General features: G+C 68.4%; 23 protein-coding genes. 13 read left to right on the top strand and 10 right to left on the bottom strand.

What is annotated here, in order from left to right; genetic code table 11:
* The first annotated feature begins 446 nt into the window (after positions 1-446).
* Positions 447-1,856, top strand: a complete 1,410-nt coding sequence (locus tag ACU4E7_RS16135) for an ammonium transporter (protein ID WP_238123049.1) — start codon at positions 447-449, stop codon at positions 1,854-1,856.
* An 82-nt stretch (positions 1,857-1,938) separates the two neighbouring features.
* Positions 1,939-2,139, top strand: coding sequence for a hypothetical protein (locus ACU4E7_RS16130; protein ID WP_238123050.1), 201 nt, complete (start codon positions 1,939-1,941; stop codon positions 2,137-2,139).
* 112 nt (positions 2,140-2,251) lie between these two features.
* Here the strand turns inward: ACU4E7_RS16130 and ACU4E7_RS16125 are convergent, their stop codons facing one another.
* Positions 2,252-3,238: a LysR family transcriptional regulator gene (locus ACU4E7_RS16125; protein ID WP_447019445.1), complete on the bottom strand. Its 987-nt coding sequence runs from the start codon at positions 3,236-3,238 to the stop codon at positions 2,252-2,254.
* A gap of 133 nt (positions 3,239-3,371) precedes the next feature.
* Between ACU4E7_RS16125 and ACU4E7_RS16120 the strand changes: the two genes are divergently transcribed.
* The 11 genes from ACU4E7_RS16120 to ACU4E7_RS16070 all read left to right on the top strand — a co-directional run bounded on the left by ACU4E7_RS16120 (position 3,372) and on the right by ACU4E7_RS16070 (position 15,053).
* Positions 3,372-4,628, top strand: a complete 1,257-nt coding sequence (locus tag ACU4E7_RS16120) for a sarcosine oxidase subunit beta family protein (RefSeq protein WP_447019444.1) — start codon at positions 3,372-3,374, stop codon at positions 4,626-4,628.
* A 3-nt stretch (positions 4,629-4,631) separates the two neighbouring features.
* Positions 4,632-4,904 carry a sarcosine oxidase subunit delta gene (locus tag ACU4E7_RS16115; protein WP_238123053.1) on the top strand — a complete coding sequence of 91 codons (273 nt, stop codon included), beginning with the start codon at positions 4,632-4,634 and terminating at the stop codon, positions 4,902-4,904.
* Positions 4,901-7,861, top strand: coding sequence for a sarcosine oxidase subunit alpha family protein (locus ACU4E7_RS16110; protein ID WP_447019443.1), 2,961 nt, complete (start codon positions 4,901-4,903; stop codon positions 7,859-7,861). The genes ACU4E7_RS16115 and ACU4E7_RS16110 overlap by 4 nt, the downstream gene beginning before the upstream one ends.
* Positions 7,854-8,462: a sarcosine oxidase subunit gamma gene (locus ACU4E7_RS16105; protein WP_447019442.1), complete on the top strand. Its 609-nt coding sequence runs from the start codon at positions 7,854-7,856 to the stop codon at positions 8,460-8,462. The genes ACU4E7_RS16110 and ACU4E7_RS16105 overlap by 8 nt, the downstream gene beginning before the upstream one ends.
* A gap of 112 nt (positions 8,463-8,574) precedes the next feature.
* Positions 8,575-9,444, top strand: coding sequence for a formyltetrahydrofolate deformylase (gene purU, locus ACU4E7_RS16100; protein ID WP_447019441.1), 870 nt, complete (start codon positions 8,575-8,577; stop codon positions 9,442-9,444).
* Positions 9,445-9,610: 166 nt separating this feature from the next.
* Positions 9,611-9,895, top strand: a complete 285-nt coding sequence (locus tag ACU4E7_RS16095; protein ID WP_447019440.1) for a hypothetical protein — start codon at positions 9,611-9,613, stop codon at positions 9,893-9,895.
* A 5-nt stretch (positions 9,896-9,900) separates the two neighbouring features.
* Positions 9,901-10,641 (top strand): zinc ABC transporter ATP-binding protein AztA, encoded by a 741-nt coding sequence (aztA, locus tag ACU4E7_RS16090; protein ID WP_447019439.1) that lies wholly within the window; start codon positions 9,901-9,903, stop codon positions 10,639-10,641.
* 106 nt (positions 10,642-10,747) lie between these two features.
* Positions 10,748-11,620, top strand: a complete 873-nt coding sequence (locus tag ACU4E7_RS16085) for a metal ABC transporter permease (RefSeq protein WP_447019438.1) — start codon at positions 10,748-10,750, stop codon at positions 11,618-11,620.
* Between the two features lie 12 nt (positions 11,621-11,632).
* The gene (locus ACU4E7_RS16080; RefSeq protein ID WP_447019437.1) at positions 11,633-12,616 is read left to right on the top strand and encodes a metal ABC transporter substrate-binding protein; all 984 of its coding nucleotides are present in this window, start codon (positions 11,633-11,635) and stop codon (positions 12,614-12,616) included.
* 103 nt (positions 12,617-12,719) lie between these two features.
* Complete coding sequence (locus ACU4E7_RS16075; RefSeq protein WP_447019436.1) at positions 12,720-13,796, top strand: CobW family GTP-binding protein; 1,077 nt, start codon at positions 12,720-12,722, stop codon at positions 13,794-13,796.
* A 228-nt stretch (positions 13,797-14,024) separates the two neighbouring features.
* Entirely contained in the window at positions 14,025-15,053 is a 1,029-nt protein-coding gene (locus ACU4E7_RS16070) for an aminotransferase class III-fold pyridoxal phosphate-dependent enzyme (protein ID WP_447019435.1), read from the top strand.
* Positions 15,054-15,068: 15 nt separating this feature from the next.
* Here ACU4E7_RS16070 and ACU4E7_RS16065 read toward each other — a convergent pair whose 3' ends face one another.
* The 9 genes from ACU4E7_RS16065 to ACU4E7_RS16025 form a co-directional block, all read right to left on the bottom strand.
* Complete coding sequence (locus ACU4E7_RS16065) at positions 15,069-15,923, bottom strand: NADPH-dependent oxidoreductase (RefSeq protein ID WP_238123063.1); 855 nt, start codon at positions 15,921-15,923, stop codon at positions 15,069-15,071.
* A 99-nt stretch (positions 15,924-16,022) separates the two neighbouring features.
* The gene (cysG, locus tag ACU4E7_RS16060; RefSeq protein WP_447019434.1) at positions 16,023-17,462 is read right to left on the bottom strand and encodes a siroheme synthase CysG; all 1,440 of its coding nucleotides are present in this window, start codon (positions 17,460-17,462) and stop codon (positions 16,023-16,025) included.
* Between the two features lie 9 nt (positions 17,463-17,471).
* Positions 17,472-17,807, bottom strand: a complete 336-nt coding sequence (gene nirD / locus ACU4E7_RS16055) for a nitrite reductase small subunit NirD (RefSeq protein ID WP_447021650.1) — start codon at positions 17,805-17,807, stop codon at positions 17,472-17,474.
* A gap of 48 nt (positions 17,808-17,855) precedes the next feature.
* On the bottom strand, positions 17,856-20,297 hold the full coding sequence (gene nirB, locus ACU4E7_RS16050; protein WP_447019433.1) for a nitrite reductase large subunit NirB: 2,442 nt from the start codon (positions 20,295-20,297) through the stop codon (positions 17,856-17,858).
* 15 nt (positions 20,298-20,312) lie between these two features.
* Positions 20,313-22,076, bottom strand: coding sequence for an ABC transporter ATP-binding protein (locus tag ACU4E7_RS16045; protein ID WP_447019432.1), 1,764 nt, complete (start codon positions 22,074-22,076; stop codon positions 20,313-20,315).
* 8 nt (positions 22,077-22,084) lie between these two features.
* On the bottom strand, positions 22,085-23,167 hold the full coding sequence (locus tag ACU4E7_RS16040; protein ID WP_238123068.1) for an ABC transporter permease: 1,083 nt from the start codon (positions 23,165-23,167) through the stop codon (positions 22,085-22,087).
* Positions 23,168-23,216: 49 nt separating this feature from the next.
* Positions 23,217-24,620 carry a CmpA/NrtA family ABC transporter substrate-binding protein gene (locus tag ACU4E7_RS16035; protein ID WP_447019431.1) on the bottom strand — a complete coding sequence of 468 codons (1,404 nt, stop codon included), beginning with the start codon at positions 24,618-24,620 and terminating at the stop codon, positions 23,217-23,219.
* A gap of 267 nt (positions 24,621-24,887) precedes the next feature.
* Positions 24,888-26,129 carry a CmpA/NrtA family ABC transporter substrate-binding protein gene (locus ACU4E7_RS16030; RefSeq protein WP_447019430.1) on the bottom strand — a complete coding sequence of 414 codons (1,242 nt, stop codon included), beginning with the start codon at positions 26,127-26,129 and terminating at the stop codon, positions 24,888-24,890.
* The gene (locus ACU4E7_RS16025) at positions 26,126-26,722 is read right to left on the bottom strand and encodes an ANTAR domain-containing response regulator (protein WP_447019429.1); all 597 of its coding nucleotides are present in this window, start codon (positions 26,720-26,722) and stop codon (positions 26,126-26,128) included. The genes ACU4E7_RS16030 and ACU4E7_RS16025 overlap by 4 nt, the downstream gene beginning before the upstream one ends.
* Positions 26,723-26,761: the final 39 nt, after the last annotated feature.

Here is a 26,761-nt window from a genome sequence, read left to right as displayed (position 1 = left end):
GGCCGCTGCCGTCGGTTTACTCCGAGGAAGATTGGTTTTGGCGCAGGCTTAGGCAGATCGGCGCAAATCATACCTCTGGAATGGGGATCTCACCCCCTATTCGCCTGTTCTTGATGCAGATCAAGCCCACATCCCGCCGGCGAAAGCTGCTTTGGAGTGGCTCCAGAGCACGTCTCCAGGGCGCAAGACCGCAACATTGGCCTCTCCGCGCGCGCCCATGCTTGGCGTCTTGGTTCTTTTGCCATTGAAAACAAATGATTTATTTCGCAGTCGCGGCAGCAGCCGGCAATCCCGGCCCGCGCCCGGCCCCGGCGACCGTCGATTTATGACTCTGTGGCATAATTGTTGCTCCAGAGTAAAAGCCCATGACACAGCGGAAGGGGGCTCCGGGGGGAGCGCTTTCAATCGGCGTCATGGCGATCCGACAACTGCGTTCGGGGACCAGCATGACTGAGCAATTGGCCGCCCTGACGACCATCTTCACGGAATTTTATTACTTCCTGACGGTCGTCCTGATGTTCTTCATCCATGTAGGGTTTTGCATGTACGAGGTGGGGGCCGCACGGGTGAAGAACGTGCAGCACACCCTGCTTAAGAACACCATGGCGATTCCGCTGGTGGGTCTCGCCTTCTTCCTGTTCGGCATGTGGCTTTACATCGCCTTCCAGGGCTGGCCGGTTTCGGCCACCTCACTCAGCTTCACCACCGGTTTCGAGCCGTGGTCCACGAAGATCGCCCCCAACCTGTCGGATCGCATCTCCGGCGTGTTCTGGGCCGCCTTCGCCCTGTTCGGCATGACCGCCGCCTCCATCGTCTCCGGCGCACTCATCGAGCGGACCAAGACCTCGGGCTTCTTCCTCATCGCCATCTATGTGGGGGCCATCGCCTGGGTCATCCCGGCGGCCTGGGCCTGGGCCGGCAACGGCTGGATGGCACAGTATCTGGGCTTCCACGACCAGTATTGCTCAGCCATCCTGCATTCGGTGGCGGGCTTTGCCACCCTGGGCGTGCTAATGAACGTGGGCCCGCGCATCGGCAAGTTCGCGGCCGATGGCACCCCGCGTGAGATCCCGGCGCACAATCCCTGGCTCGTCACCATCGGCCTGTTCATGATCTATGTGGGCTTCTGGGGCTTCTACGCCGCCTGCCACATCCCGATCGTCAACGTCGGTACCGAGGCCGCGCCCTACTTCACCGCCACCAACATCTATGGCGTTCCGATCACCCTGTCGGGTGTCACCATGAACTTCATGCTCGCCCTGTTCGGCGGCATGGTGGCGGCCTACATGATCTCCAACGGCAATGCCTACTGGACCTATTCGGGCGGCCTCACCGGCCTCATCTCGGCCAGCGCCGGCAACGATCTGTACCACCCCATCATCGCCCTGGTGATCGCGGTGGCCGGCACCATCATGGCCTACAAGCTGCACTATTGGGTGGAGCGCCGGTTCAAGATCGACGATGCGGTGGGCGCGGTGGCCGTGCACGGCTATTGTGGCCTGTTCGGCGGCATCATCGCCGGCTTCGCCCTGTGGGGGTATCCCGCGGTGCTGCCCTCCTCCGGCGCGGCCATCGCCCTCGGCGAGGGCGTGGGCTGGTTCGGCGTCAATGCCGAGGGCCTGCCGGTGATCACCCCCATGGGCAACATCATCGGCTCGCTGGTGTTCGCCATCGGCTTCGGCTTCATCCCCGGCTACGTCATCTCCAAGCTGCTGGCGCTGTTCGGCATGCTGCGGGTGCCGGCGGCGGTGGAGGTGCTCGGCCTCGACGGCAAGCACGTGCCCGCCACCTACCCGCACCACTCGGGCATGGAACAGGCGTTCGAGAGCATCCAGCGCAAGGAAGCCAAGCTGTGAGCCCCTGCCGGCGCCCGCGCGGCGCCGGCCCCTCCCCGTCATCGGGCCCCGCGGGCCCTCTCTCCCGCAGAGGAGCGTGTCCATGCATACCGGTATCACGTCGCTCACCCAGCTCCCCAACATGGCGGAGCTCTACCCCTTCGCCGGTTTCGAGCCGCTGTTCGCGGTGATCGGGCTGGTGTTCTTCGTCGCCTTCATCGCCAAGCAGATCTCCATGGACAAGGCATCCCATGAAGTGATGCTCGACCACAGCGCCGAGGCGGTGGCGACCCCGGCCGAGTGAGCCGCGCGCGCGAAGTGCACCATGGTCGTGACAGTGCACCATGGTCGTGACAGTGCACCATGGTCGTGACGGGGCGCGCCGGCAGGCGGGCCCCGTTTTCGCATTGCGCCCGTCATGCGGCGCTCTCGTCGCCCTCCACCCGCAGCGCCGTGCCGAGCCAGGGCATGGCGGCATGCAGCACCGCGCACACGTGATGCTCCAGCCGGGCGCGGCAGAAGGCGGCCACCTCCCGCGGCAGGCGGCCCAGCTCCGCCCGCCGGGCGATGAGGGTGAGGCTGCGGCCGAAGGCCGGCCCCGGCAGTGCCCCGCAGGTGAGCGCGCCCATCTCCACCCCCGCCTCGAACACGCACAGGGGGGTCGTCACCGCGAAGCCCTCCCCGGCCGCCACCGTGGCCGTCACCCCGTGGGGCGTATCGAACTCCAGGCGGCGCGGCAGTTCCAGCTTCAGGCGGCGCAGATGCCGGTCCACCTCGATGCCGGTTTTCGAGCGGGCGGAAAAGCGCACCAAAGGCAGCTCCGCCGCCAGCCGCCGCAGATCCTCCAGCCGCGCCGGCACCGGCACGCCCACCGGCAGCAGCAGGATGTAGGGCTCGCTGATCAGCGGAAAGCGCACCAGGCCTTCCACATCCTCCATGGCGTCGAGCCCCACCAGCAGGTCCATCTGCCGTGACACCAGCGCGCTCACATGAGCGGCGGTGAGGCCGGAGAGCACCGAGACTTCTTCCGCCAGTGCCACCAGATGGCCGCCCAGCGGCGCCGCCAGCGCCCGCGAGAGGGAATCCACCAGCCCCGCCCGCAGCAGCGGGAAGCGGCCATGCTCGGTCTCGCGCAGCGCCGGGGCGATCTGGCGCGCCTCGGAAAGCAACGCGCTGGCCTTCTGCCGCAGCACGCCCCCCGCCGCGGTGAGGCCCAGCGGCCGCACCGAGCGATCGAACAGCGCGACGCCGGTGCGCCCCTCCAGATCGGCCACCGCCTGCGACACCGCCGGCTGCGTCAGTCCCAGGCGCCGGGCCGCCCCGGCCATGGCCCCCTGCTCGCAAACCGCCAGGAAAATCTCCAGCGCCCGCAGATCGAACGGGAGCGCTTCGCGCGTCGCCATCGGCTCCTCCCTACTATAAGGATCTTTTATATGATCCCTTCATTTCTGACACGCTATACAATTCACGAACGGGTGCTCCGGCCCGTCCGGCCGCCCTGGCCGAGGCAGCCATGTCCCGCGAAGGTTCGCATTCATGTCCGCGCGCTATTCGTTTCTCTCCCTCATCTCCAACGCGCTGAACGGCCAGTCCGGCTGGACGCCCGCCTGGCGCGATGCGGCGCCCAAGCCCGCCTATGACGTGATCATCGTCGGCGGTGGCGGCCATGGCCTCGCCACCGCGTATTATCTTGCCAAGGAACACGGCATCCACAATGTGGCGGTGCTGGAAAAGGGGCATATCGGCTCCGGCAATTCCGGGCGCAACACCACCATCATCCGCTCCAATTACCTGCTGCCGGGCAACGAACCCTTCTATGAATGGTCCATGAAGCTGTGGGAGGGCCTGGAACAGGACCTGAACTACAATGCCATGGTCTCCCAGCGCGGCATCATCAACCTGATCCATTCGGACGCCCAGCGCGATGCCTATGCCCGGCGCGGCAACGCCATGCGGCTGGCCGGCGCCGATGCCGAGCTGCTGGATGCGCAGCAGGTGCGCCAACTCTGCCCGTTCCTCAATTTCGACAACGCCCGCTTTCCCATCAAGGGCGGGCTGATGCAGAAGCGCGCCGGCACCGCCCGCCACGATGCGGTGGTGTGGGGCTATGCCCGCGGCGCCGACCGGCTGGGGGTGGACATCATCCAGAATTGCGAGGTCACCGGCTTCCTGCGCCAGGGCGATGCGGTGGTGGGGGTGGAGACCACCCGCGGCGCCATCCGCGCCGGCAAGGTGGGGCTGGCCGTGGCCGGCTCCTCCTCCCGCGTCACCCGCTCCCTGGGCCTCAGGCTCCCCATCGAGAGCCATGCCCTGCAGGCATTCGTCTCCGAGGGGCTGAAGCCGCTCATTCCCGGGGTCATCACCTTCGGCATGGGGCATTTCTACGTCAGCCAGTCGGACAAGGGCGGCCTCGTCTTCGGCGGCGACATCGACGGCTATAATTCCTATGCCCAGCGCGGCAACATGCCGGTGGTGGAAGACGTGCTGGAAGGCGGCATGGCGCTGATGCCCATGATCGGCCGCCTGCGCCTGCTGCGCGCGTGGGGCGGGCTCGTGGACATGTCCATGGATGGCTCGCCCATCATCGATGTGGGCCCGCTGCCCGGCCTCTATCTCAACGCCGCCTGGAACTATGGGGGCTTCAAGGCGACGCCGGCCTCGGGCTGGTGCTTCGCCCACACCATCGCCCAGGACCGCGCCCACGCCCTCAATGCGGCGTTCCGCCTCGACCGTTTCCGTTCCGGCCATGTCATCGATGAGAAGGGGGTCGGCGCGCAGCCGAACCTGCACTGAGCCATGCGCATTCCCTGCCCCTATTGCGGCGCCCGTGACGCCCACGAATTCGCCTATCTGGGCGATGCCACCGTCAGCCGGCCCGACCCCGCCGCGCCGGATGCCGAAGACGCCTTCTTCACCTACGCCTATCTGCGCGACAATCCCGACGGCGAGCACCGGGAATACTGGTACCACGCCAACGGCTGCCGGCAGTGGCTGGTGGTGACCCGCAACACCCGCACCCACGAGATTCTCGGGGCGAGCCTCGCCCGCGCCAGCGAGGTGACGGCATGACCCGGCTCGCCCATGGCGGTCTCATCGACCGCGCCCGCACCCTGTCGTTCCGCTTCGACGGCAAGAGCTACACCGGCCATCCCGGCGACACCCTGGCCTCGGCCCTGCTCGCCAATGGCGTGCGGCTCATGGGGCGCTCGTTCAAATATCACCGCCCGCGCGGCGTCTTCACCGCCGGCTCGGAAGAGCCCAATGCGCTGGTGGAACTGCGCGCCGGCGCCCGCCAGGAACCCAACACCCGGGCTACCACCATCGAGCTGTTCGATGGGCTGGAGGCGCAGAGCCAGAACCGCTGGCCCTCCCTCGACCACGACCTGTTGAGCGTCAACTGCTACCTCTCGCCCTTTCTTGGCGCCGGCTTCTACTACAAGACCTTCATGTGGCCGGCCGCGTTCTGGGAGAAGCTCTACGAGCCGGCCATCCGCCGCGCCGCCGGGCTCGGCGCCGCTGCCGCTCTGCCCGATCCCGACACCTATGAGAAGGCCTTCGCCTTCTGTGATGTGCTGGTCATCGGCTCCGGTCCGGCGGGCCTTGCCGCGGCGCTGGCGGCGGGCCGGACCGGCGCCCGGGTGATCCTGGCGGAGGAGGATTTCCGCCTCGGCGGCCGCCTCCTCACCGAGCAGGCGGCCATCGACGGCGCTCCGGCCCGGGATTTCGTTTCCCGCGCCGAGGCCGAGCTGGCGAGCCTCGCCCATGTGCGCATCATGCCCCGCACCACCGTGTTCGGGGTCTATGACGGCGGCGAATATGCCGCCGTGGAGCGGGTGAGTGACCATGTGGCCGTGCCGGCCCCGTTCCAGCCGCGCCAGCGGCTGTGGCGCATCATCGCCAAGCGGGCGGTGCTGGCCGCCGGGGCGTTCGACCGGCCCATCGTCTTCCCCGGCAATGATCGCCCCGGGGTGATGACCGCCCAGGCGCTCGCCACCTATGCCTGCCGCTATGGGGTGGGCGCCGGCGCCACCGCCGCCGTGTTCACCAACAATGATGCCGGCGTCGCCGCCGCCCTCGCCACCGCCGGCGCCGGAGTGAAGCTCGAAGCCCTCATCGACGTGCGCCCGGCCTTGCCGGCGCCGCTGGCGGCCAAGGCCAAGGCCCTGGGGGTGCGCGTCATCACCGGCGGCGAGGTGACCGCCACAAGCGGCAAGCTGCTCACCGGCCTCACCGTGCGCAGCCCGGCGGGCACCGAGACCCTGGCGGTGGAGGCGCTCGGCATTTCCGGCGGCGCCACGCCGAACCTCAACCTCACCTGCCATCTGGGCGGCAAGCCGGTGTATCGGGAGGATCTGGCCGCCTTCGTGCCCGCCACCCTGCCGCCGGGCCTGGCGGTGGCCGGCGCGGTGGCCGGCCAGTTCTCTTTGGCCGATTGCCTCGCTTATGGCACGGCGGAAGGCGCCCGCGCCGCCGCCGATGCGGGCTTTACGGCGCCCGCCCTGCCGGCGCCGCAGGCGGAGGAGACCGCCACCGGCATCCAGCCGTTCTGGCAGGTGAAAGCGAAAGGCGACCTCGCCTTCGTGGACCTGCAGAACGACGTCAGCGCCAAGGATGTGGGCATTGCCCACAAGGAAGGGTTCCGGGCGGTGGAGCTGTTGAAGCGCTACACCACCTTGGGCATGGCCACCGACCAGGGCAAGACCTCCAACATGGCCGGGCTGGCGCTGATGGCCGAATTGACCGGCCAGGGCATCGCCGCCACCGGCACCACTTTGTTCCGCCCGCCCTATACGCCGGTGGCGCTGGGCGTGCTCGCCGGCCACCACCGCGACAAGGATTTCCGGCCGACCCGACCGACGCCGACCCATGACTGGGCGCAGCGGCAGGGGGCGGTGTTCGTGGAAACCGGCTTCTGGCTGCGCGCCGCCTATTTCCCCAAGCCCGGGGAAAAAGACTGGCTGGAGAGCGTCAACCGCGAGGTCAACGCCACCCGTTCCGCCTGCGGCGTCATCGACGTGTCGACCTTCGGCAAGATCGACCTGCAGGGGCCGGATGTGGGCAGCTTCCTCGACCGGGTCTACATCAACATGTTCTCCACCCTGGCGGTGGGCAAGGCACGCTATGGGGTGATGCTGCGCGAGGACGGGCTCGTCATGGATGACGGCACCACCGCCCGCCTCGGCGAACAGCATTATGTGATGACCACGACCACCGCCAATGCCGGCAAGGTGTTCCAGCACCTGGAGTTCTGCCTGCAGGTGCTGTGGCCGGATCTCGACGTGCAGATCGCCTCCGTCTCCGAGCAATGGGCGCAGATCGCCGTGTCGGGCCCCCGCTCCCGCGCCGTGCTGGCCCAGGTGGTGGACGGCGCCGATGTCTCCAACGCCGCCCTGCCGTTCATGGGCGTGCTTCAAACCACGGTGATGGGCGGGGTGGAGGCGCGCGTCTTCCGCCTCTCCTTCTCCGGCGAACTGGGCTACGAAATCGCGGTTCCCGCCCGCCATGGCGCGGCGCTGATGGAGGCGCTGATGGCGGCGGGCGCGCCATTCGGCATCACCCCCTATGGCACCGAGGCGCTGGGGGTGCTGCGCATCGAGAAGGGGCACGTCTCCGGCAGCGAGCTCAACGGTCAGACCTCCGCCCGCGATCTCGGCCTCGGGCGCATGGCCTCCACCAAGAAGGACTATATCGGCCGCGTGCTGTCGCAGCGGCCCGCCTTCCTCGATCCCGACCGGCCCATTTTCGTGGGCTTCAAGCCGGTGGACCGCAGCGCGCGGCTCAAGGCCGGCGCCCACCTGCTGCCGCCGGGGGCCGAGGCCACCACCGCACATGACGAGGGCTATATGACGTCCGTCGCCTATTCGCCGACCCTGGGCCATTCCATCGGCCTCGGCTTCCTGAAGCGGGGCGCCGCGCGCATGGGCGAGCAGGTGCGCGCCTTTGACCCGGTGCGGGGCGGTGACATCCTCGTCGAGGTGTGCTCTCCCGCATTCGTCGATCCAGAAGGGGAGAAGCAGCGTGTCTGACCTTCTCGCACAGGTGCCCGTGACCCGCCTGCCGCCCGAGGGCCATTATGGCCCGGCGGGCACGGAAGGGGTGCGCGCCCGCGCCCTCGAGGGCCTTGCCGCCGCCACCCTCGCCGCCCGCAAGGGGGGCACGGGCGCCCTGGTCGCCCGCCTCGCCGCTGCCGGCCTGCCGCTGGTGGATGGGCCCAAGGCGCTGTTCCACGAGGGACTGACGGTGCTGGGCACCGGCCCCGGCCGCTGGCTGGTGTTCGCCGAGAACACCACCGGCCCCGCTCTGCTGGCCCAGCTGCGGGCGCTGGCCGGCGACGACGTGGCCCTGACCAACCAGAGCGATGCCAATCTGGTGTTCGAGCTCACCGGCCCGGCGGTGCGGGAGGCCCTGGCCAAGGGCGTGGCGCTGGATCTCGATCCGCGCGCCTTCGCGCCGGGAGATGTCGCCACCACCGTGGTGTCCCATGTGGGCGTCACCCTCTGGCCGTGCGAGGGCGCGCCCACCTATCGCCTCGCGGTTGCCCGCTCGTTCGCGCCGGCGCTGCTGCGCTGGCTCACGCCGGGGGCGGCCCCCTTCGGCTTCGCCCTGTCGGGCACCAGCCGAGGTTGACCGCGGCGCGGCGCGCGCACCGGCCCTGTTTTCACCCCATCCGTTCCATCGCGCCTCACCGTGACCCGCCCTGCGGCGCGGCCGATGCGCCTTCCCTCGCACAAGGTTCGTCATGGCTGACCCCACCGAGCATCTCATTCTCACCCTCTCCTGCCCCAACCGCCCCGGCATCGTCGCCGGCGTCTCCACCTTTCTCTATGAGAAGGGCTGCAACATCCTGGAGGCGCAGCAGTTCGACGATCAGGAGAGCGGCCGCTTCTTCATGCGCGTGGTGTTCAACGTGGTGGCGGGCACGGCCAGCGCCAGCGAGATCCGCACCGCCTTCGGCGCCGTGGCCGAGGGCTTCGGGCTGAACTGGACCCTGCGCTCCAAGGCCGAGAAGCGCCGGGTGCTGCTGCTGGTCTCCAAGTTCGACCACTGCCTCGCCGACCTGCTCTATCGCTGGCGCATCGGCGAGATCCCCATGGAGATCACCGGCATCATCTCCAACCACCCGCGCGAGACCTATGCCCATCTCGATTTCGACGGCGTGCCCTTCCATCACCTGCCGGTGACCAAGGACACGAAGGCGCAACAGGAAGCGAAGATCTGGGAGATCTTCCAGGAAAGTCATTCGGAACTGGCGGTGCTCGCCCGCTACATGCAGGTGTTGTCCGACGATCTTTCCGCCAAGCTCTCGGGCAAGTGCATCAACATCCACCACTCCTTCCTGCCCGGCTTCAAGGGCGCCAAGCCCTACCACCAGGCCTATGCCCGTGGCGTGAAACTGATGGGCGCCACCGCCCATTACGTGACCTCGGACCTCGATGAAGGGCCGATCATCGAGCAGGACGTGGAGCGCATCTCCCACCAGGATTCGGCGGAAGACATGGTGCGCAAGGGCCGCGACATCGAACGCCGGGTGCTGGCCCGCGCCCTCGCCTGGCACCTCCAGGACCGGGTTCTGCTGAATGGCAGCCGCACGGTGGTGTTCCGCGACTGAGGGCATCGGCCCCGGCCTGAGCGGCAGGCCATCGGCACCGCGCACACTCCAGTCACCACCCCGGGGCCGGCGCCGCAAAGCGCTGGCCCCGTTGACTTTAGGGCACCAGAAGAGGCTGGACAGCGCTTCTGATACACTATATCACTCTCGTCAGATCGAGGTGCCCATGTCTGTCGAGACGTTCTCCCCCCTGGTGGCCACGCCGCCCACAGCCGAGGCGCGGCCGGGCGCGACGGGTGCGCATGGCCATGATGATGTGGCGGAGAACGGCCCGGCGTCCGGGCATACCCATGGCGGCACGGGCCACCACCGCCCGCAGTTGCACGGGCACGCCGCGCGCGCGGCGCGGGTGGCGCCCTCCATGCTGCGCCTGTCGCTGCCGGCGCGGCTCGCGGTGGCCGCGCTGCTGCTGCTGCCCCTCTGGGTGGCCGTGATGCTGGTGACGGAGTGAAGGGCATGAGCGCGCAAATCTCCTTCCGCAATCTCACCCTCGGCTATGAGCGCCATCCGGCCATCCACCATCTCTCGGGAGAGGTGGAGACCGGCGCCCTGCTCGCCGTGTGCGGTCCCAATGGCGCCGGCAAGTCCACCCTGCTGAAGGGCATCTGCGGCGCGCTGCGCCCGCTCGGCGGCAGCATCGACCTCAACGGCATCGCCCCGCGGGACATCGCCTATCTGCCCCAGGGCGCCGAGCTCGACCGCTCCTTCCCCATCCACGTGTTCGACCTCGTGGCCATGGGCCTGTGGCGCAAGGCGGGCCTGTTCGGCGGCATCGGCCGGCGCGATCGCGACCGCATCGAGGAAGCGATCGCCACCGTCGGCCTGCAGGGGTTCGAGGACCGGCCCATCGGCACCCTCTCCGGCGGCCAGATGCAGCGCACCCTGTTCGCCCGCCTGCTGCTGCAGGATGCCCGGCTGATCCTGCTCGACGAGCCCTTCACCGCCCTCGATGCCGCCACCACCGCCGATCTGCTCGATCTGGTGCGCCGCTGGCATGGGGAGGAACGCACGGTGCTAGCGGTGCTGCACGATTTCGACATGGTGCGCGACGCCTTTCCGCAAACCCTTCTGCTTGCCCGGCGCGCCATCGCCTGGGGGCCCACCTGCGACGCCCTGGCGCCGGAGCGGCTCCTGGAGGCGCGGCGCATGGGCGAAGCCTGGCGCGAGGACGCCCCCTCCTGCGAGGCCGCCGCCTAGGCGCTCCCCGCACCTGATCCCGATTGTCGCTTGATCCCGGCGCCGCGCGCGCTGGCCGAAGGATGCTGCCTGTGATGTTCCCCCTGTTCCAGCCTCAAGGTGCGGCATGAGCCCTTACGAGCTGATCATCGCACCGTTCACCGAGTTCGAGTTCATGCGCCGCGCGGTGGTGGGCGTGTTCGCCCTGGCGCTGGGCGCCGGGCCGCTCGGCACCTTCCTCATGCTGCGCCGCATGTCGCTCACCGGCGACGCCATGGCCCACGCCATCCTGCCCGGCGCCGCCATCGGCTTCCTGCTGGCCGGCCTCAACCTCTATGCCATGAGCATCGGCGGGCTGGCGGCGGGGCTGCTGGTGGCGGTGGGCGCCGGCGTGGTGGCCCGCGCCACCGAACTGAAGGAAGACGCCTCGCTCGCCGCCTTCTATCTGATCTCTCTGGCGCTGGGCGTGCTCATCGTCTCCCTGCGCGGCTCCAATGTGGACCTGCTGCATGTGCTGTTCGGCACCGTGCTGGGCATTGATGATCCCACCCTGCTGCTCATCTCCGGCATCACCACCGTCACCCTCTTCACCCTGGCGGTGATCTGGCGACCCCTGGTGATGGATTGCGTGGACCCCACCTTCCTCGCCTCAGTCAGCCGGTCCGGCGGCATCAGCCACATCGCCTTCCTGGCGCTGGTGGTGCTGAACCTGGTGGGCGGCTTCCATGCCCTCGGCACCCTTCTGGCGGTAGGGCTGATGATGCTGCCCGCCGCCACCAGCCGCTTCTTCGTGCGCGATCTCAGCGCGCTGGTGGGCCTGTCCACCCTGGTCGCCTTCCTCAGCGGCGTGGTGGGTCTGCTGGTCTCCTACCACCTCGGCACGCCATCCGGCCCCTCCATCATCCTGGTGGCGGGCATCGCCTACGGCTTTGCCGTCATCTTCGGCCCGGCGGGCGGGGTGCTCTCGCGCCTCGCGCCCGGCCGCCATCTTGAAGCCTGAAAGGACGCCTTGATGCTTTCCCGACGCCTCGTGCTCGCCGCCGGACTGGCGGCAACCCTCGCCGGCCCCCTGCCCGCCTTCGCCCAGAGCGAGGCCAAGCTGCCGGTGGTGGCCTCCTTCTCCATCCTCGGTGATTTCGTGAAGAACGTGGGCGGCGACCGCATCGCGCTCACCACCATCGTCGGCCCCAATGGCGACAGCCACGTCTACCAGCCCACCCCGGCCGATGCCAAAGCCCTGGCCGATGCCAAGGTGGTGGTGGTGAACGGCCTCGGCTTCGAGGGCTGGATGGACCGGCTGGTGAAGGCCTCCGGCACCAAGGCCGAGGTGGTGGTGGCCACCAAGGGCATCACCCCACGCACCCGCACCGCCGCCGAGCCTCAGGAAGACGAGGACGAGCACGCGGGCCATGATGACCATAAGGACCATGATGACCACAAGGGTGAGGCCCACGGCCACCATCACGGCGCCACCGATCCCCACGCCTGGCAGTCCATCGCCAATGCCAAGGTCTATGTGGCCAACATCCGCGACGGCCTGATCGCCGCCGACCCGGCCGGCAAGGACGCCTACACCGCCAATGCGGCGGCCTATATCGCCAAGCTCAATGCCCTGGAGCAGGAGGTGAAGAGCGCCATGGCGGCCATTCCCGCCAAGCAGCGCCGCATCATCACCTCCCACGACGCCTTCGGCTATTTCGGCGAGGCCTATGGGGTGAAGCTGGTGGCGCCGGAAGGCGTCTCCACCGAAAGCGAGGCCTCGGCCAAGGACGTGGCCCGCATCATCCGCCAGATCAAGGCGGAGAAGATCCCGGCGGTGTTCCTGGAGAACATCTCCGACCCGCGGCTGATGGAGCAGATCGCCAAGGAAAGCCGGGCTCGTATCGGCGGCGAGCTTTATTCCGATGCCCTGTCCGATGACAAAGGCCCCGCGACCACCTACATCCTCATGATGCAGTCGAACGTGCGCGCCCTCAACTCGGCCCTGGGCAGCTGAGGACGGCACGGGACAACGGAATTCCTCGCGGAGCCCGCTCCGCGCACCCCTCGGGGACGCCCGGCCACCCGGCCCGGGCGTTCCGCTCATTCAGGTGTGACCCATGGCTGAAGCGCAGTCCCAGAAAATCCCCGTCACCGTGCTCACCGGCTATCTCGGCGCCGGCAAGACCACCCTGCTCAACCGCATCCTGTCGCAGCCCCACGGCAAGAAATTCGCTGTGATCGTCAACGAGTTCGGCGAAATCGGCATCGACAACGACCTGGTGGTGGGCGCCGACGAGGAAGTGTTCGAGATGAACAACGGGTGCATCTGCTGCACCGTGCGCGGCGACCTCATCCGCGTCATCGACGGCCTGCTGCGCCGCAAGGGCGCCTTCGACGGCATCATCATAGAGACCACCGGCCTCGCCGACCCCGCGCCCGTGGCCCAGACCTTCTTCGTGGACGAGGAAGTGCAGGCCAAGACCAAGCTCGACGCGGTGGTGACGGTGGCCGACGCCAAATGGCTCTCCGACCGGCTGAAGGATGCCCCCGAGGCCAAGAACCAGGTGGCCTTCGCCGACGTCATCCTGCTCAACAAGACCGATCTCGTCAGCGCCGACGAGCTCGGCGAGGTGGAAGCCCGCATCCGCGGCATCAACCCCTATGCCAAGCTCTACCGCACCCAGAAATCCGAGATCGACATCGCCAAGGTGCTGAACCAGGGCGCGTTCGACCTCGACCGCATCCTGGAGATCGAGCCCGCCTTCCTGGAGGAGGACGAGCACGACCACCATCATCACGACCATGGGCATGATCACGAGCACGGGCCCGATTGCGGCTGTGGTCATGATCACGCGCATGATCATGACCACCATCACGGCCTGCACGCGGTGCATGACAGCGAGATGCAGTCGGTGGCGTTTTCCACCGAGGCCCCGCTGGACCCGGAAAAATTCTTCCCCTGGGTGCAGAATCTGGTGGCCACCGAAGGCCCCAACATCCTGCGCTCCAAGGGCATCCTCTCGTTCAAGGATGATCCCGACCGGTTCGTGTTCCAGGGCGTGCACATGATCCTGGACGGCGACCACCAGCGGCCCTGGAAGCCCGACGAGGCGCGGGTGAGCCGCATCGTCTTCATCGGCCGCAAGCTGGATGAGCCAGCGCTGAAGGCCGGCTTCCTCTCCTGCGTCGCCTGACCGGCACGCCTCCGCCCCACCCGGCCGCGCCGAGCCCTGCTCCGCGCGGCCTTTCTTTTGGCAGCGGCACCAAGCTGGTCGCATTGCCGACAGGCGGCCCGCAGCCCAGGATGCCCGTAAACAGCCCTTCGCCCGTTCTTGCCGCGGGTTAGGCGTCGGCGGCAGGCCGAGGCACCGCTCTTGCTTGCCGGTTCGTGACCGCTCTGCCACGGCCCGGGAGCCGCGCTCATGTCCGAAACCGTCGCGTCCGACAGCGCCGCGCTGGCCCCAGCCGCTGAACCGCAAGACGCCGCGCCGCTCTGCCTCGACTTCTCGGGCCGCCTGCGCTTTGCCCCGCCGGCCGCCGGCGAGGGTGAGGATCCGGCGCCGGCCTCGGCCGCAGACGTTCTGGCGCGGCTGACCACCGCCTCCTTCGCCGATCGCGGCGCGCTGCTGCCCGATGCGGCGGCCGCCGGCCGGTTCGCCCTCGACATGGTGCGCAACGCCCATCGGCTGGCGGGTCGGCCGAAGCGCACGGAGCTGGTGTTCTGCGCCGGCCCCGGCACTGCGGCGCTGCCGCCGGGGCTTCGCGACACGGTGGGGCTCGATATTCAGCGCACCGACGAGCCCGGCGCGCTGGTGGCGGCGCTCACGCCCAAGACGGCCGCCGTGCTCATCAGCCCGGTGCGGCTCAACGGCACGCTGGAGGTGCTGCCCGGCAGCCTCCTGGCGGAGCTGCGGCAGGCCTGCGACGACTATGGCGTCGCCCTCATGTTCGATGAAAGCGAAAGCGGGCTCGGCCGTACCGGCATGATGTGGGCCCATGAATGGACCGGCGTCACGCCCGACGTGCTGCTGGTAAACGAGGGCCTTGCCGCATCGCCCCTCGCCGCCGTGCTCGCCACCGCCAAATTCGCCCGCGGCGCGCCACCGACCCCCGCCATCGCGCCGGACGCTGTGGCGGAGGCGGCCGACACCGTTGGCCGGCTGCTGGTGCCGGGCGCCGAAGGCGAGATCCAGGCGCGGGGCTGGGCCCTGGAGGATCGGCTGGCCACCCTCTCCTGGCGCCATCGCGACCTGTTCCCCGCCACCTGCGGCCTGGGGCTGATGCAAGGCCTCGTGTGCGCCGGGGATGCGGCGGAGCTCATCACCCGCGCCGCCGCCGAGGGGCTCGCCTTGCGCCCCCTCGGCCCGGTGCTGGGCCTGTTTCCGCCCCTGGATGTCTCCGAGGCGGAGCTGGAGGCGGCGGCCGAGATCCTCGGCCGACTGTTGGCCTGAAGCCACCCGCTCCAATCAGCGCAACGCGAAGCCCAGGGCCCGCACCGCCGCCATCATGCGATCGCGGCCGCTGAGGGATTCGGGGCCCTTCACCCGCTGCAAAGCAGTGCCCTGCCAGCCGACCACGCCCATGCTCTGCTTGGCCTGGAACGCCTTCATGGCCTCCTCATAGGCGGCCAGCGGCGCTTCAGGCAGGCTCGGGTCGTAGCGCTCGCGGTGGAGCACCACGCTCTGCGGCAGGCGCGGCTTCACATCCGCCGGGCGGGCGGGATCGGGATAGCCGATGCACATGCCGAACACCGCCATGGCTTCCGGCGGCAGGCCCAGGAGCTCGGCCACCTCTTCCGGCTTGTTGCGCAGCGCGCCGATATAGACGCCGCCAAGGCCGAGGGATTCCGCCGCCGCCAGGGCGTTCTGCGCCGCCAGCGCCGCGTCGATGACGCCCACCAGGAAGGTCTCGAAATAATCGAGCCCGTCGGTGGGCACGCCGGCGGCACGCCCCAGCGCCCGCAGGCGCGACAGGTCCGCCAGCCACACCAGCATCAGCGGCGCCTCGGCCACATGCTTCTGGCCGCCGGCGATGGCGGCAAGGCGCGCCTTGGTCTCCGGCTTCTCCACCGCCACCACGCTCCACACCTGGAGGTTGGAGGAGGAGGCCGCCGACTGGGCGGCCGCCACCAGGGTCTCCACCAGCCCCTCCGGCACCGGCCGATCGGCGAAGGCGCGGATGGATTTGTGGGTGAGGAGCTGGGCGATGGCGGCATTCACCAGCCCGGCGGCGGGCACCTCGTCACCATAGCGCTCCTGGAGCAAAGCGGCGGCAACATCGGCGGGGACAGGCGTGGCGTTCGGGTTGGGCAACGACGACATCAGGCGAACCTCGCGAGGGATCAGGCCCCGCATTTGGGCACCTCCCCCTGAGGATGCAAGACTGACCTTCCCGACCCCAGGCACTGCCGTTAGGGCAGGTTACGACCCACAGGCGGCCAAAGGCGCCGGCTGCACGTCGGCGGCGGTGCGGGCGGCGGCGAACACCTTGCCGATGCCGATCAGCACCGGGTCATTATGGCCGATGCCCGCCATGCCCTCGGCGAGGGCGCAGAGCGGGCCGCTCCAGCGGCGTTCGTTCCGCCGGCTGACATTGGCGGCGATCACCACCGGTGTGGTCGGCGCCAGGCCCTCGGCCAGCAGCCGCTCGGCGATCTCCGGGGCGGTGCGCCCGCCCATGTAGAACATGGTCGTCGTGGTCGGATCGGCCACCGCCCGCCAATCGAGGTTTTCCGGCAGGGCGCCCTTGCGGGAATGGCCGGTGACGAAGCGCACCGATTGCGCCGCATCGCGATGGGTGAGCGAGGTGTTGAGGCCCGCCGCCAAGGCGCTGGCGGCGGTGATGCCCGGCACCACGGTGACAGGGATGCCCGCCGCCTCCAGCGCCGCGATCTCCTCGCCCGAGCGGCCGAACACCGAAGGATCGCCCGCCTTCAGCCGCACCACCCTCTTGCCCTGGCGGGCAAAGCGCAGCATCAGCGCGTTGATCTCCTCCTGCCGGCAGCTCTCGCGCCCGCCGCGCTTGCCCACCAGCATGCGCTTGGCCTCGCGCCGCGCCAGCTCCAGCACCTCCGGCGACACCAGATCGTCGAACAGGATCACATCCGCCGCCTGCAGGGCGCGCATGCCCTTCAAGGTGAGATAGTCCGCATCCCCCGGTCCCGCCCCCACCAGGGTCACGGACCCCACGGCCGCGCGCGGCGACGGCGCCAGGGGCGCCAGATCCTCGCCCGCCGGCGCATCGGTGGCGGTGAAGGCGCGTTCGGCGAAGTCGGCCCAGAAGCGGCGTCGCTCGGCGGCTGCCGGCCAGCGGGCCGCCACCGCACCGCGGATGCGGGCGGCCAGCGCGCCCCAGGCCGCAAGATGGCGCGGCAGCAGGGTCTCGATGCGCCGGCGCACCGCCTGCCCCAGCACCGGGGCGGCACCATCGGTGGAGATGCCCACCACCACCGGCGAGCGATTGACGATGGCGCCGAACTGGAAGCTGCACAACGCCGGCTGGTCGATGACATTCACCGGCACCCCGGCCCGCCGCACCGCCGCCGCGAACGCCTCGGCTTCCGCCCCATCGAGGTCGGCCACCGCCACGGCAAGGCCGGCCAGATCGGCGGCGGGCCAGCCTGCTGCCACATAAGCGACGCGGCCGGCGCTCACCAGGGCCATCATGGCCTCGCCCAGCGCCTCGGCATAGACCGTCACGCTTGCGCCGGCGGCGGCGAGCAGTTCGGCTTTCCAGGCGGCGGCATCGGAGCCGCCCGCCACCAGCGCCGTCCGGCCCCTCAGCGGCAGGAACACCGGCAGCACCGCCAGCGGCGCGACACGGGCGCCCCCGGCTCGGGGATCGATCTCGGCGAGCGCCATGGCCCCCTCCTATTCCGCGCGGGCGGTCAGGGTGTCGAGGGAGAGGAACAGCGCCCCGCCCTCATTGCGCACCAGCAGGGTCTTCACCTGCCCCTCGTCGGCGCCCAGCGCGCCGCCGGTCTCCAGGGAGATCACCCAATTGTGCAGCGGGCACGTCACCGCATGGCCGTGCACGATGCCCTGGGCCAGGGGGCCGCCCTTGTGGGGGCAACGGTCCTCCAGGGCGAACACCGCGTCATCGGCGGTGCGGAACACGGCGATCCGGCCCTTGGGCGTCTCCACGCAGCGGGCGCCGCGGCGCGGGATATCGTCCAGATGGCCGATGGGGGTCCAGGTAATATCGATGGTGACGGCGATGGGCTCAAGATCAACGATCTGCATGGCGCGCGCTCCTCACTCGGCCGCTTCGGCGATGATCGCCATGGGCTTGAACTCGTGCTTGTCCTTACCGGAGACGCGCTCCGACCACGGGTCCACCTGGGCGAATTTCTGGGAGAAGACGAAGCGCTCGAAATAGCCCCGGCGCCTGTCGGCATCGTCCATGATCTGGGCGCGCACCGCGTCATAGCCGATGCGCTTCGCCCATTTGTAGATGCGCTCCAGATAGCGGGCCCCCTCGCGATACATCTGGGCGAGGGCCACCACATGCTCCAGCGCCTCGTCCTCGGTCTTCACCGTGCCGAGGATCTCGGTGCCCTTGATGTCGAGACCCGCCGCGCCGGCGAAGTGGATCTCATAGCCGCTGTCCACGCAGATGATGCCGATGTCCTTGCAGGTGGCCTCGGCGCAGTTGCGCGGGCAGCCGGAGACGGCGAGCTTCACCTTGGCCGGGGTCCACGAGCCCCACATGAACTTCTCGATGCGGATGCCGAGGCCGGTGGAATCCTGGGTGCCGAAGCGGCACCATTCCGAGCCCACGCAGGTCTTCACCGTGCGCAGCCCCTTGGCATAAGCCTGGCCGGAGACGAAGCCGGCCTGGCCGAGATCCGCCCACACCGCCGGCAGGTCCTCCTTGTGGACGCCGAGCAGGTCGATGCGCTGGCCGCCGGTGACCTTCACCATGGGGATGGCGAACTTGTCCACCACGTCGGCGATGGCGCGCAGCTCGGTGGAGGAGGTCACCCCGCCCCACATGCGCGGCACCACCGAATAGGTGCCGTCCTTCTGGATATTGGCGTGCACCCGCTCGTTGATGAAACGGGACTGGTAGTCGTCGGCATAGGCGTCGGGATAGTCGCAGACGAGGTAGTAATTGAGCGCCGGCCGGCACTTGGCGCAGCCGCAGGAGGTCTTCCACTCCAGTTCCTGCATCACCGCCGGAATGGTCTTCAGCCCCTTGGCGCGGATCAGCCGGCGCACCTCGTCATGGCCGAGATCGGTGCAGCCGCACACCGGCTCCACCGCGTTGGGCTGGTAAGCGTCGCCCAGGGTCAGCGCCATCACCTGCTCGACGAGGCCGGTGCAGGAGCCGCAGGAGGCGGACGCCTTGGTGTGGGCGCGCACATCGGCCAGGGTGGTGAGGCCCTTCGCGGTGATGGCGGCAACGATCTTGCCCTTCGAGATGCCGTTGCAGCCACAGATCTCCGCGTCATCCCCCAGCGCCGCCACCGCCGCCCGCGGGTCGTGCGTGCCCCCGCCCTGGTACGACTGGCCATAGATGAGGGTCTCGCGCAGCGCGCCGATGTCGGTGCCCCGCCGCAGCATGTCGAAATACCAGGGGCCGTCCGCCACATCGCCATAGAGCACGGCGCCGACGATCCTGTCGTCCTTCAGCACCAGGCGCTTGTAGACGCCGGCGGCGGCATCGCGCAGCACGATCTCCTGGCGGTCCGGCGCATCGGCGAAATCGCCGGCGGAGAACAGGTTGACGCCGGTGACCTTGAGCTTGGTGGCGGTCACCGAGCCCTGATATTCCCCCTGCCCGCCGGAGAGCCGGTCGGCCAGCACCTTGGCGCTTTCATAGAGCGGCGCGACGAGGCCATAGCACTGGCCGCGATGCTCGGCGCATTCGCCCAGGGCATAGATGGCGGGATCGGACGTGCGCATGCCGTCATCCACCACGATGCCGCGATGGACCTCGAGCCCCGCCGCCTTGGCGAGCTGGGCGGCCGGGCGGATCCCCACCGCCATCACCACCAGATCCGCCGGCAGCACCCGGCCATCCTTCAGCGCCACGCCCTCCACCTTGCCGTCGCCGACGATGGCCTGGGTGTCGGCCTTGGTGAGAATGGTGATGTCGCGGGCGGCGAGCGCCTTTTCCAGGAGATAGGCGGCGGCCGGGTCCAGCTGCCGCTCCATGAGGGTGGGCATGAGGTGCAGCACGGTGACGTCCATGCCCTGGCGCTTCAGCCCATAGGCCGCCTCCAGGCCCAGAAGGCCGCCACCGATCACGACCGCACGGCCACCGTTCTTAGCGGCTTCCAGCATCCGCGCCACGTCGTCGAGATCGCGATAGGCGACGACGCCGGGCAGGTCCGAGCCCGGCACCGGAATGATGATGGGGCTGGAGCCGGTGGCGATCACCAGCTTGTCGTAGCTGGCGGTGATGCCGTTCTCGGCGGTCACTGTGCGGGCGGCGCGGTCGATGGTGGCGACCTTGGCGCCCTTGTGCAGGGTCACGCCGTGATAGGCGTACCAGGCCTCATCATGAATGATGATGTCCTCGTAGGCCTTCTCTCCGGAGAGCACCGGCGAGAGCATGATGCGGTCGTAATTGACGCGCGGCTCGGCGTTGAAAATGGTGATGTCGTAAAGGCCCGGGGCCTTCTCGAACAAGTCTTCCAGCATGCGCCCCGGGGCCATGCCATTGCCGATGATGACGAGCTTCTGGGTCATGGATCACACTCCGGCTCACTGCGCCGCGCGCACGGTGTCGCGCTGGCGGGCCATGCGGGCGGCACGCTTGTTCTGGATGGCTTCGAGCTGCGCGGGGGCGGGATTGGCGCCGCCCTCATAGGCTTCGAGGAAGTCGAGCAGCTCCTCGCGATAGGCGTAGTAGTCCGGGTGGGCGAGCAGCGCCTTGCGGGTGCGCGGGCGTGGCAGGTCCACCTCCATGATGTTGCCGATGCGGGCGTTGGGCCCGTTGGACATCATCACCACCCGGTCGGCCAGCAGAATGGCCTCGTCCACATCGTGGGTGACGCAGATGGCGGTGACCTTGGTGCGGGCCCACACCTCCATCAGCACGTCCTGCAGCTCCCAGCGGGTGAGGCTGTCGAGCATGCCGAACGGCTCGTCCAGCAGCAGCAGCTTGGGCGAGAGGGCGAAGGCGCGGGCGATGCCCACCCGCTGCTTCATGCCGTTGGAGAGATCGGCGGCGAGCCGGTGCATGGCATCGCCCAGGCCGACGCGCTGGAGATAATATTCGACGATGTCGCGCCGCTCGGCGCTGGAAGCATCCGGATAGACCTTGTCCACGCCGAGCGCCACATTCTCCCGCGCCGTCAGCCAGGGCATCAGCGAAGGCGCCTGGAACACCACCGCCCGGTCGGGCCCGGCGCCGGAGACCTCGCGGCCATCGAGGATGATGCCGCCGGAGGAGATGGCATTCAGCCCCGCCGCCATGGAGAGCACCGTGGACTTGCCGCAGCCCGAATGGCCGATGATGGAGATGAACTCGCCCTTGTTGATCTTCAGGTCGAAGCCATCCACCACCGTCAGCGGTCCCTTGGGGGTGGGATAGACCTTGCGGACGTCGGAAAACTCCACATAGCGCCGGGCGATGGGCGACTGGGCGCGCTTCTCGTAGGCAGCAGGCAGCTTGGGCGGCTTCTGGGTGATGGGCACCACATTGGGCAGCACGATCGCGCTGGCGGCATCCACCCCGCGCTTGGCGCCGAGATCGAGCAGATATTCGGTGACCTCACCGCGGATGCGGATGAAGTCCGGATCGGAATTCATCGCCGCCCGCTCGCGGGGGCGCGGCAGGTTCACGGCGAAGGAGCGGCCCAGCGTCGCCTCCGGCCCCGGGGTGAGGGGCAGGATGCGGTCGGCCAGAAGAATGGCCTCGTCCACATCATTGGTGATGAGAACGATGGTCTTCTTCTCCCGCTCGCAGATGGTGGCGAACTCGTCCTGCAGCTTGGCGCGGGTCAAAGCGTCGAGGGCGGAGAGGGGCTCGTCCAGCAGCAGCACGTCGGGCCGCATGGCCAGCGCCCGGGCCACCGATACCCTTTGGCGCATGCCGCCGGACAGTTCCGCCGGCTTGCGATCCTTGGCGTGGGAGAGACCCACCATGTCGATATAGGTGGCCACGAGGTCGCGCCGCTCGGCCTTCGGCAGAGCCTTGTGCACCGCCTCCACCGCCAGCGCCACATTGGCCTCCACGGAGAGCCACGGCATCAGCGCGTAATTCTGGAACACCACGCCGCGCTCCGGGGCTGGGCCGGTGACCGGCGCGCCCTTGAACAGCACCGTTCCGGAATCGGGCTGGGCGAGCCCCGAGAGCAGGGAGATGAGGGTGGACTTGCCGGAGCCGGAAAAGCCCACCACCGCGATGAACTCGCCGTCTTCCACCTTGAGATTGATGTCGGCCAGCACCGGGTTGCGGGCCGGCCCGACGCCGAACCCCTTCGCGACCCCGCGCGCTTCCAGAATGGTGACGCTCTCGCTCATGGCGCCCCTCAGCGGTTCGAGGAGAAGGTGAAGGCGGACTGGAGCGCGAACATCAGCCGATCGAGGATGAAGCCGATGATGCCGATGGTGAACACCGCCACCATGATGCGCGCCAGGGAGGTGGAGGAGCCGTTCTGAAACTCGTCCCACACGAACTTTCCAAGGCCCGGGTTCTGCGCCAGCATCTCGGCGGCGATCAGCACCATCCAGCCCACGCCCAGCGACAGCCGGAGGCCGGTGAAGATCAGCGGCAAAGCGGAGGGCAGCACCAGCTTGCGGATGGTGGTGAAGGTGGAAAGCTGCAGCACCTTGCCGACATTCACCAGATCCTTGTCGATGGAGGCGACGCCCAGCGCGGTGTTGATCATGGTGGGCCACAGCGAGCACAGGGTCACCGTCACCGCCGAGATCACCATGGACTTGGGCAGCCAGTCCGCGGGATCGAGATAGACCGCCGACACCACCATGGTGACGATGGGCAGCCAGGCCAGCGGCGACACCGGCTTGAAGATCTGGATCAAGGGATTGATGGCGCCGTTGAAGGTCTTCGACAGGCCCGAGGCGATGCCCACCGGAATGGCGATGAGCGTGCCGATGAAAAAGCCCAGGCCCACCGTGAGCAGCGAGGTGAAGATCTGGTCCACATAGGTGGGCTTGCCGGTATAGGCGCGCACCTTCACCCGGTCCGCATGGCCCTCGGCGATGAGGGCCTGGTTGCGGGTCTCCTGGCGGGCATAGAAATCCGCCGCCTTCTGCCGCTCGGCGGCGTGGTCGGCGAACAAGGCGCCGGCCTGCTGCACCACCTCCAGCGGGCCGGGAATGGCGCCGAGCGAGGTCTGCACCTTCGGCGCCAGGAACGCCCAGGCGGCGAGGAACACCAGGATGCCGGCCAGCGGCACCAGCAGCACCCGCTTCAATTCGCCCAGTTGCTCGCCCACATTGTCGCCGGCGGCGATCTTGGCGAGGGGCACCACGAAGCCGAGGCCCAGCACATTGAGCCAGCCGGAGGCGCGGTTGATGGCCTGGAAGACCTTCTCCCGGCGCGCCGCCTTGGCGGCGGCGCCATCGAAGGTGTCGGACACGTTGGACATGGCTTGAATCCTGTCTGGCTGATGTCTGCCGTGGTGCCGGGAGCGGGGCTCAGCCGCCGGTGATCTCGCTGCCCTGAACCTTCTGGCCACCCTTGAGGCCGATGGGCAGGGAGTCGATATAGGCGTTGGGGGTGCGGCCGTCGTAGCTGACGCCATCGATGAAATCGGCGGTGGCGGGCTTGTAGCCGTCGGAGCCGAACGGGAAGTCGCTCGCCTTGGCCTTGCCCTCGTCCACCAGCGCCTGCGCCGCCTTCAGATAGAGGTCGGGCTTGTAGACGGACTTCGCGGTCTGCGCATACCAGGCGTCGGGCTTCTGCTCGGGGATCTGGCCCCAGCGGCGCATCTGGGTGAGATACCAGATGGCATCAGAGTAATAGGGGAAGGTGGCGTTGTGCCGGAAGAAGACGTTGAAGTCCGGCACCTCGCGCTTGTCGCCCTTCTCGTATTCGAAGGTGCCCGTCATGGAATTGGCGATGACCTTGGCGTCAGCGCCCACATATTCCGATTTGGCCAGGATTTTCACCGCCTCGGGGCGATTGGCGTTGTTGTTCTCATCAAGCCACATGGCGGCGCGGATCAGCGCCTTGGTCAGCGCCAAGGTGGTGTTGGGGTATTTCTCGGTGAAGTCCTTGGTGAGGCCGAAGACTTTTTCCGGATTGTTCTTCCAGATCTCGTAATCGGTCACCACCGGCACGCCGATGCCCTTGAACACCGCCGCCTGGTTCCAGGGCTCGCCGACGCAATAGCCGACGATGGTGCCCGCCTCCATGGTGGCCGGCATCTGCGGCGGCGGCGTCACCGAGAGCAGCGCATCGGCCTTGATCTGGCCGGAGACATCGGTGGGCGAGTAATAGCCGGGGTTGATGCCGCCCGCCGCCAGCCAGTAGCGCAGCTCGTAATTGTGGGTGGAAACCGGGAACACCATGCCGAGGTTGAACGGCTTGCCCTCGGCCTTGAACTTCTCCACCACCGGCTTCAGCGCATCGGCCTTGATGGGGTGCACCGGCTTGCCATCGGCGCCCATGGGAATCTTCGGCTTCATCATCTCCCACACCGCATTGGAGACGGTGATGGCATTGCCGTTGAGATCCATGGAGAAGGGCGTGACGATGTCCGCCTTGGTGCCGAAGCCGATGGTGGCGGCGATGGGCTGGCCCGCCAGCATGTGGGCGCCATCCAGCTCGCCGGTGATGACGCGATCGAGCAGCACCTTCCAATTGGCCTGCGGCTCCAGCGTCACATAGAGCCCTTCATCCTCGAAGAAGCCCTTCTCCTTGGCGATGGCGAGGGGCGCCATGTCGGTGAGCTTGATGAAGCCCAGCTTCAGTTCGTCCTTCTCCACCGGCAGCGGCCCGGCGAGAACCGGGGCGCTGAGAGCGAACGGGAGCGCGGCGCTCGCCAGCACGGCCAGCGAGGACAGGAGGAAGAGGCGCTTCGACAGAACCTGGGTCATGGTGCCGATCTCGGTTGGGCGATGCCCGGTGGAGGTCCGTCCCGCCTCGGCGGGGGTGAAAAACGCAAAAAGCCGCGAAACCAGCGCAAACGCCCCGAATGGGGTGCGCGCGGTTTGGCGGCTTTGCCAGGGTGCCCTTCGTTGGGCACCGAATATTGGGATGGATTACGAAACCATGCCCGCCCTCAGCGTGCAAGTGCTTTTATGCTGCGATGCGCCATCTGCTGTTTATTTGATGCACCTGCACAAAACTTGAACACGCCCATCTCAACTCTTGATCACAGGAAGATCCATCTGCGCGCGGATATAGGCGTCGATCTGGTCGGGATCGAAGATATGGCCGTCGAAGAAGCCGTCCGGGCCCAGAACCAGGCTCTTGTTGGCGGCGCCCACCACGGTGGGGGTCAGCAGCGCCCCCTCCACTTTCAGATTCGCCCCCGGCAGCGGCGCGCCGAGGCCCTTCAGCGCCCGCCGGTAGAGGTCCGGCCGGTAGGAATCGCGAGCGATCAAGGCGTTGCGGGGCGCGTGGGCGCAGAAGCCCCAGCGCACCATCTGGCTGTAGAACCACAAGGCGTGGCTCTGCCAGGGGAAGGTGGCGGCCTTGGCGGCGGTGAGGAAGAAGTCGTCCACCCCGATCACCCGACCCGGCGCCACCTCCATGGCTCCGGTGAGGCCCGGCAGCAGCAGGCTGGGATCGAGGTCGAGGAAGCGCGGCGCACCGAGGATGCGGGCCAGTTCCTGGTGGTTGGCGGGCTCGGCGCACCACAGAGCGGCGCGGTAGAGCGCCCGCAGGAAGGCGTCGAGGGCGGCCGGGTTCGCCTCGGCCCAGGGCCGCGCCACCCCCAGCACCTTCTCCGGGCTGGAGCGCCAGATCTTGGCCTTCACGGTGGCGATCTGCCCGGTTCCAAGTCGCACCGCGGCGGTGTTCCAGGGCTCGCCCGCGCAGAAGCCGTCGATGCGCCCTTCCGCCAGGGCCGCCGGCATCTGCGGCGGCGGCAGCACCACGATTTCCACATCGCGATCAGGATCGATGCCGCAGGCGGCGAGCCAGAAGCGCAGCTCGAAATTGTGGCCCGAGAAGGAATAGACCACGCCGAAGCGCAGCGGCGGCAGCCCCTGCCCCCGGCGCAGCGCCACCGCGCTCTTCAGCGCGCTGCCGACGATGCCCGCATCGAGCGTGCCCTCGGCTCCGAGGTCTTCCAGCTGCCGCGCCACCGCCGTGGAGACGGTGACGGCATTGCCGCCGAGGCCCATGGCGAACGGCGCGATGAGCGAGGGGGAGAGCGGAAACAGGCCCAGGTTGGCGGCGATGGGCATGGGCGCCAGCATATGGGCGGCATCGAGCTGCCCCACCGCCAGCCGGTCGCGCACCCCGGCCCATGACGGCTCGCGATTGAGCTGCACCAGGAGCCCCTCTTCCAGCGTGAACCCCTTGGCCACGGCGCTGATGAGGACGGCGGCATCAAGCAGCGGCACGAAGCCCACGCGGATATCGGCCTCTTCGGTCACGGCGAGCCCTCCAGCAATCCAGCGGCCATGACGAGGCTCTGGGCGATATCGGCAATCTTGCGGTTCTGGTTCATGGCGGTGGTGCGCAGGAGCTTGTAGGCCGCCTCCTCCGAGAGCCCGCGCGACTTCATGAGGATGGCCTTGGCGCGGTCGACCGTCTTGCGGTTTTCCAGCTCGCTGCGCGCCTCCTCCAGCTCCCGCGCCATGCGCGAATAAGCGTTGAAGCGGCTCACGGCCATGTCGAGAATGGGCTTCACCCGCTCCTGCTTCAGCCCGTCCACCACATAAGCGGAAACGCCGGCCTCGATGGCCGCCTCGATGGCCGCCTTGTCGGAGCGGTCCACGAACATGGCGATGGGCCGCTGCACCGAGCGCGACAGCAGGAACATGCTCTCCAGCATGTCGCGATTGGGATTTTCGAGGTCGATGACGATCACATCCGGCGAGACCCGCTCGACGATGCGCGCCACCCCCTGGATCTCGCGCACCACCGTCACCCGCGTATGGCCGGCGGCGCGCAGGCCCTCCTCGATGATCTGCGCGCGGATGGCGTCCTCGTCGATGACCAGAATGGAAAGGTCCGCGTCCCGCATCACGCCACGTTACCCAGAACGATCATTGGAAGGGGAGGA

The organism is Xanthobacter sp. ZOL 2024, assembly GCF_052932325.1.
The sequence above is the reverse complement of the archived record's forward strand: the minus strand, read 5'-3'. Positions and strand labels throughout refer to the sequence as shown.

Coding starts and splice junctions, on each gene's coding strand:
- ACU4E7_RS16135 (WP_238123049.1), top strand. CDS start 447: ATGACTGAGCAATTGGCCGCCCTGACGACCATCTTCACGGAATTTTAT.
- ACU4E7_RS16130 (WP_238123050.1), top strand. CDS start 1,939: ATGCATACCGGTATCACGTCGCTCACCCAGCTCCCCAACATGGCGGAG.
- ACU4E7_RS16125 (WP_447019445.1), bottom strand. CDS start 3,238: ATGGCGACGCGCGAAGCGCTCCCGTTCGATCTGCGGGCGCTGGAGATT.
- ACU4E7_RS16120 (WP_447019444.1), top strand. CDS start 3,372: ATGTCCGCGCGCTATTCGTTTCTCTCCCTCATCTCCAACGCGCTGAAC.
- ACU4E7_RS16115 (WP_238123053.1), top strand. CDS start 4,632: ATGCGCATTCCCTGCCCCTATTGCGGCGCCCGTGACGCCCACGAATTC.
- ACU4E7_RS16110 (WP_447019443.1), top strand. CDS start 4,901: ATGACCCGGCTCGCCCATGGCGGTCTCATCGACCGCGCCCGCACCCTG.
- purU (WP_447019441.1), top strand. CDS start 8,575: ATGGCTGACCCCACCGAGCATCTCATTCTCACCCTCTCCTGCCCCAAC.
- ACU4E7_RS16095 (WP_447019440.1), top strand. CDS start 9,611: ATGTCTGTCGAGACGTTCTCCCCCCTGGTGGCCACGCCGCCCACAGCC.
- aztA (WP_447019439.1), top strand. CDS start 9,901: ATGAGCGCGCAAATCTCCTTCCGCAATCTCACCCTCGGCTATGAGCGC.
- ACU4E7_RS16085 (WP_447019438.1), top strand. CDS start 10,748: ATGAGCCCTTACGAGCTGATCATCGCACCGTTCACCGAGTTCGAGTTC.
- ACU4E7_RS16080 (WP_447019437.1), top strand. CDS start 11,633: ATGCTTTCCCGACGCCTCGTGCTCGCCGCCGGACTGGCGGCAACCCTC.
- ACU4E7_RS16075 (WP_447019436.1), top strand. CDS start 12,720: ATGGCTGAAGCGCAGTCCCAGAAAATCCCCGTCACCGTGCTCACCGGC.
- ACU4E7_RS16070 (WP_447019435.1), top strand. CDS start 14,025: ATGTCCGAAACCGTCGCGTCCGACAGCGCCGCGCTGGCCCCAGCCGCT.
- ACU4E7_RS16065 (WP_238123063.1), bottom strand. CDS start 15,923: ATGTCGTCGTTGCCCAACCCGAACGCCACGCCTGTCCCCGCCGATGTT.
- cysG (WP_447019434.1), bottom strand. CDS start 17,462: ATGGCGCTCGCCGAGATCGATCCCCGAGCCGGGGGCGCCCGTGTCGCG.
- nirB (WP_447019433.1), bottom strand. CDS start 20,297: ATGACCCAGAAGCTCGTCATCATCGGCAATGGCATGGCCCCGGGGCGC.
- ACU4E7_RS16045 (WP_447019432.1), bottom strand. CDS start 22,076: ATGAGCGAGAGCGTCACCATTCTGGAAGCGCGCGGGGTCGCGAAGGGG.
- ACU4E7_RS16040 (WP_238123068.1), bottom strand. CDS start 23,167: ATGTCCAACGTGTCCGACACCTTCGATGGCGCCGCCGCCAAGGCGGCG.
- ACU4E7_RS16035 (WP_447019431.1), bottom strand. CDS start 24,620: ATGACCCAGGTTCTGTCGAAGCGCCTCTTCCTCCTGTCCTCGCTGGCC.
- ACU4E7_RS16025 (WP_447019429.1), bottom strand. CDS start 26,722: ATGCGGGACGCGGACCTTTCCATTCTGGTCATCGACGAGGACGCCATC.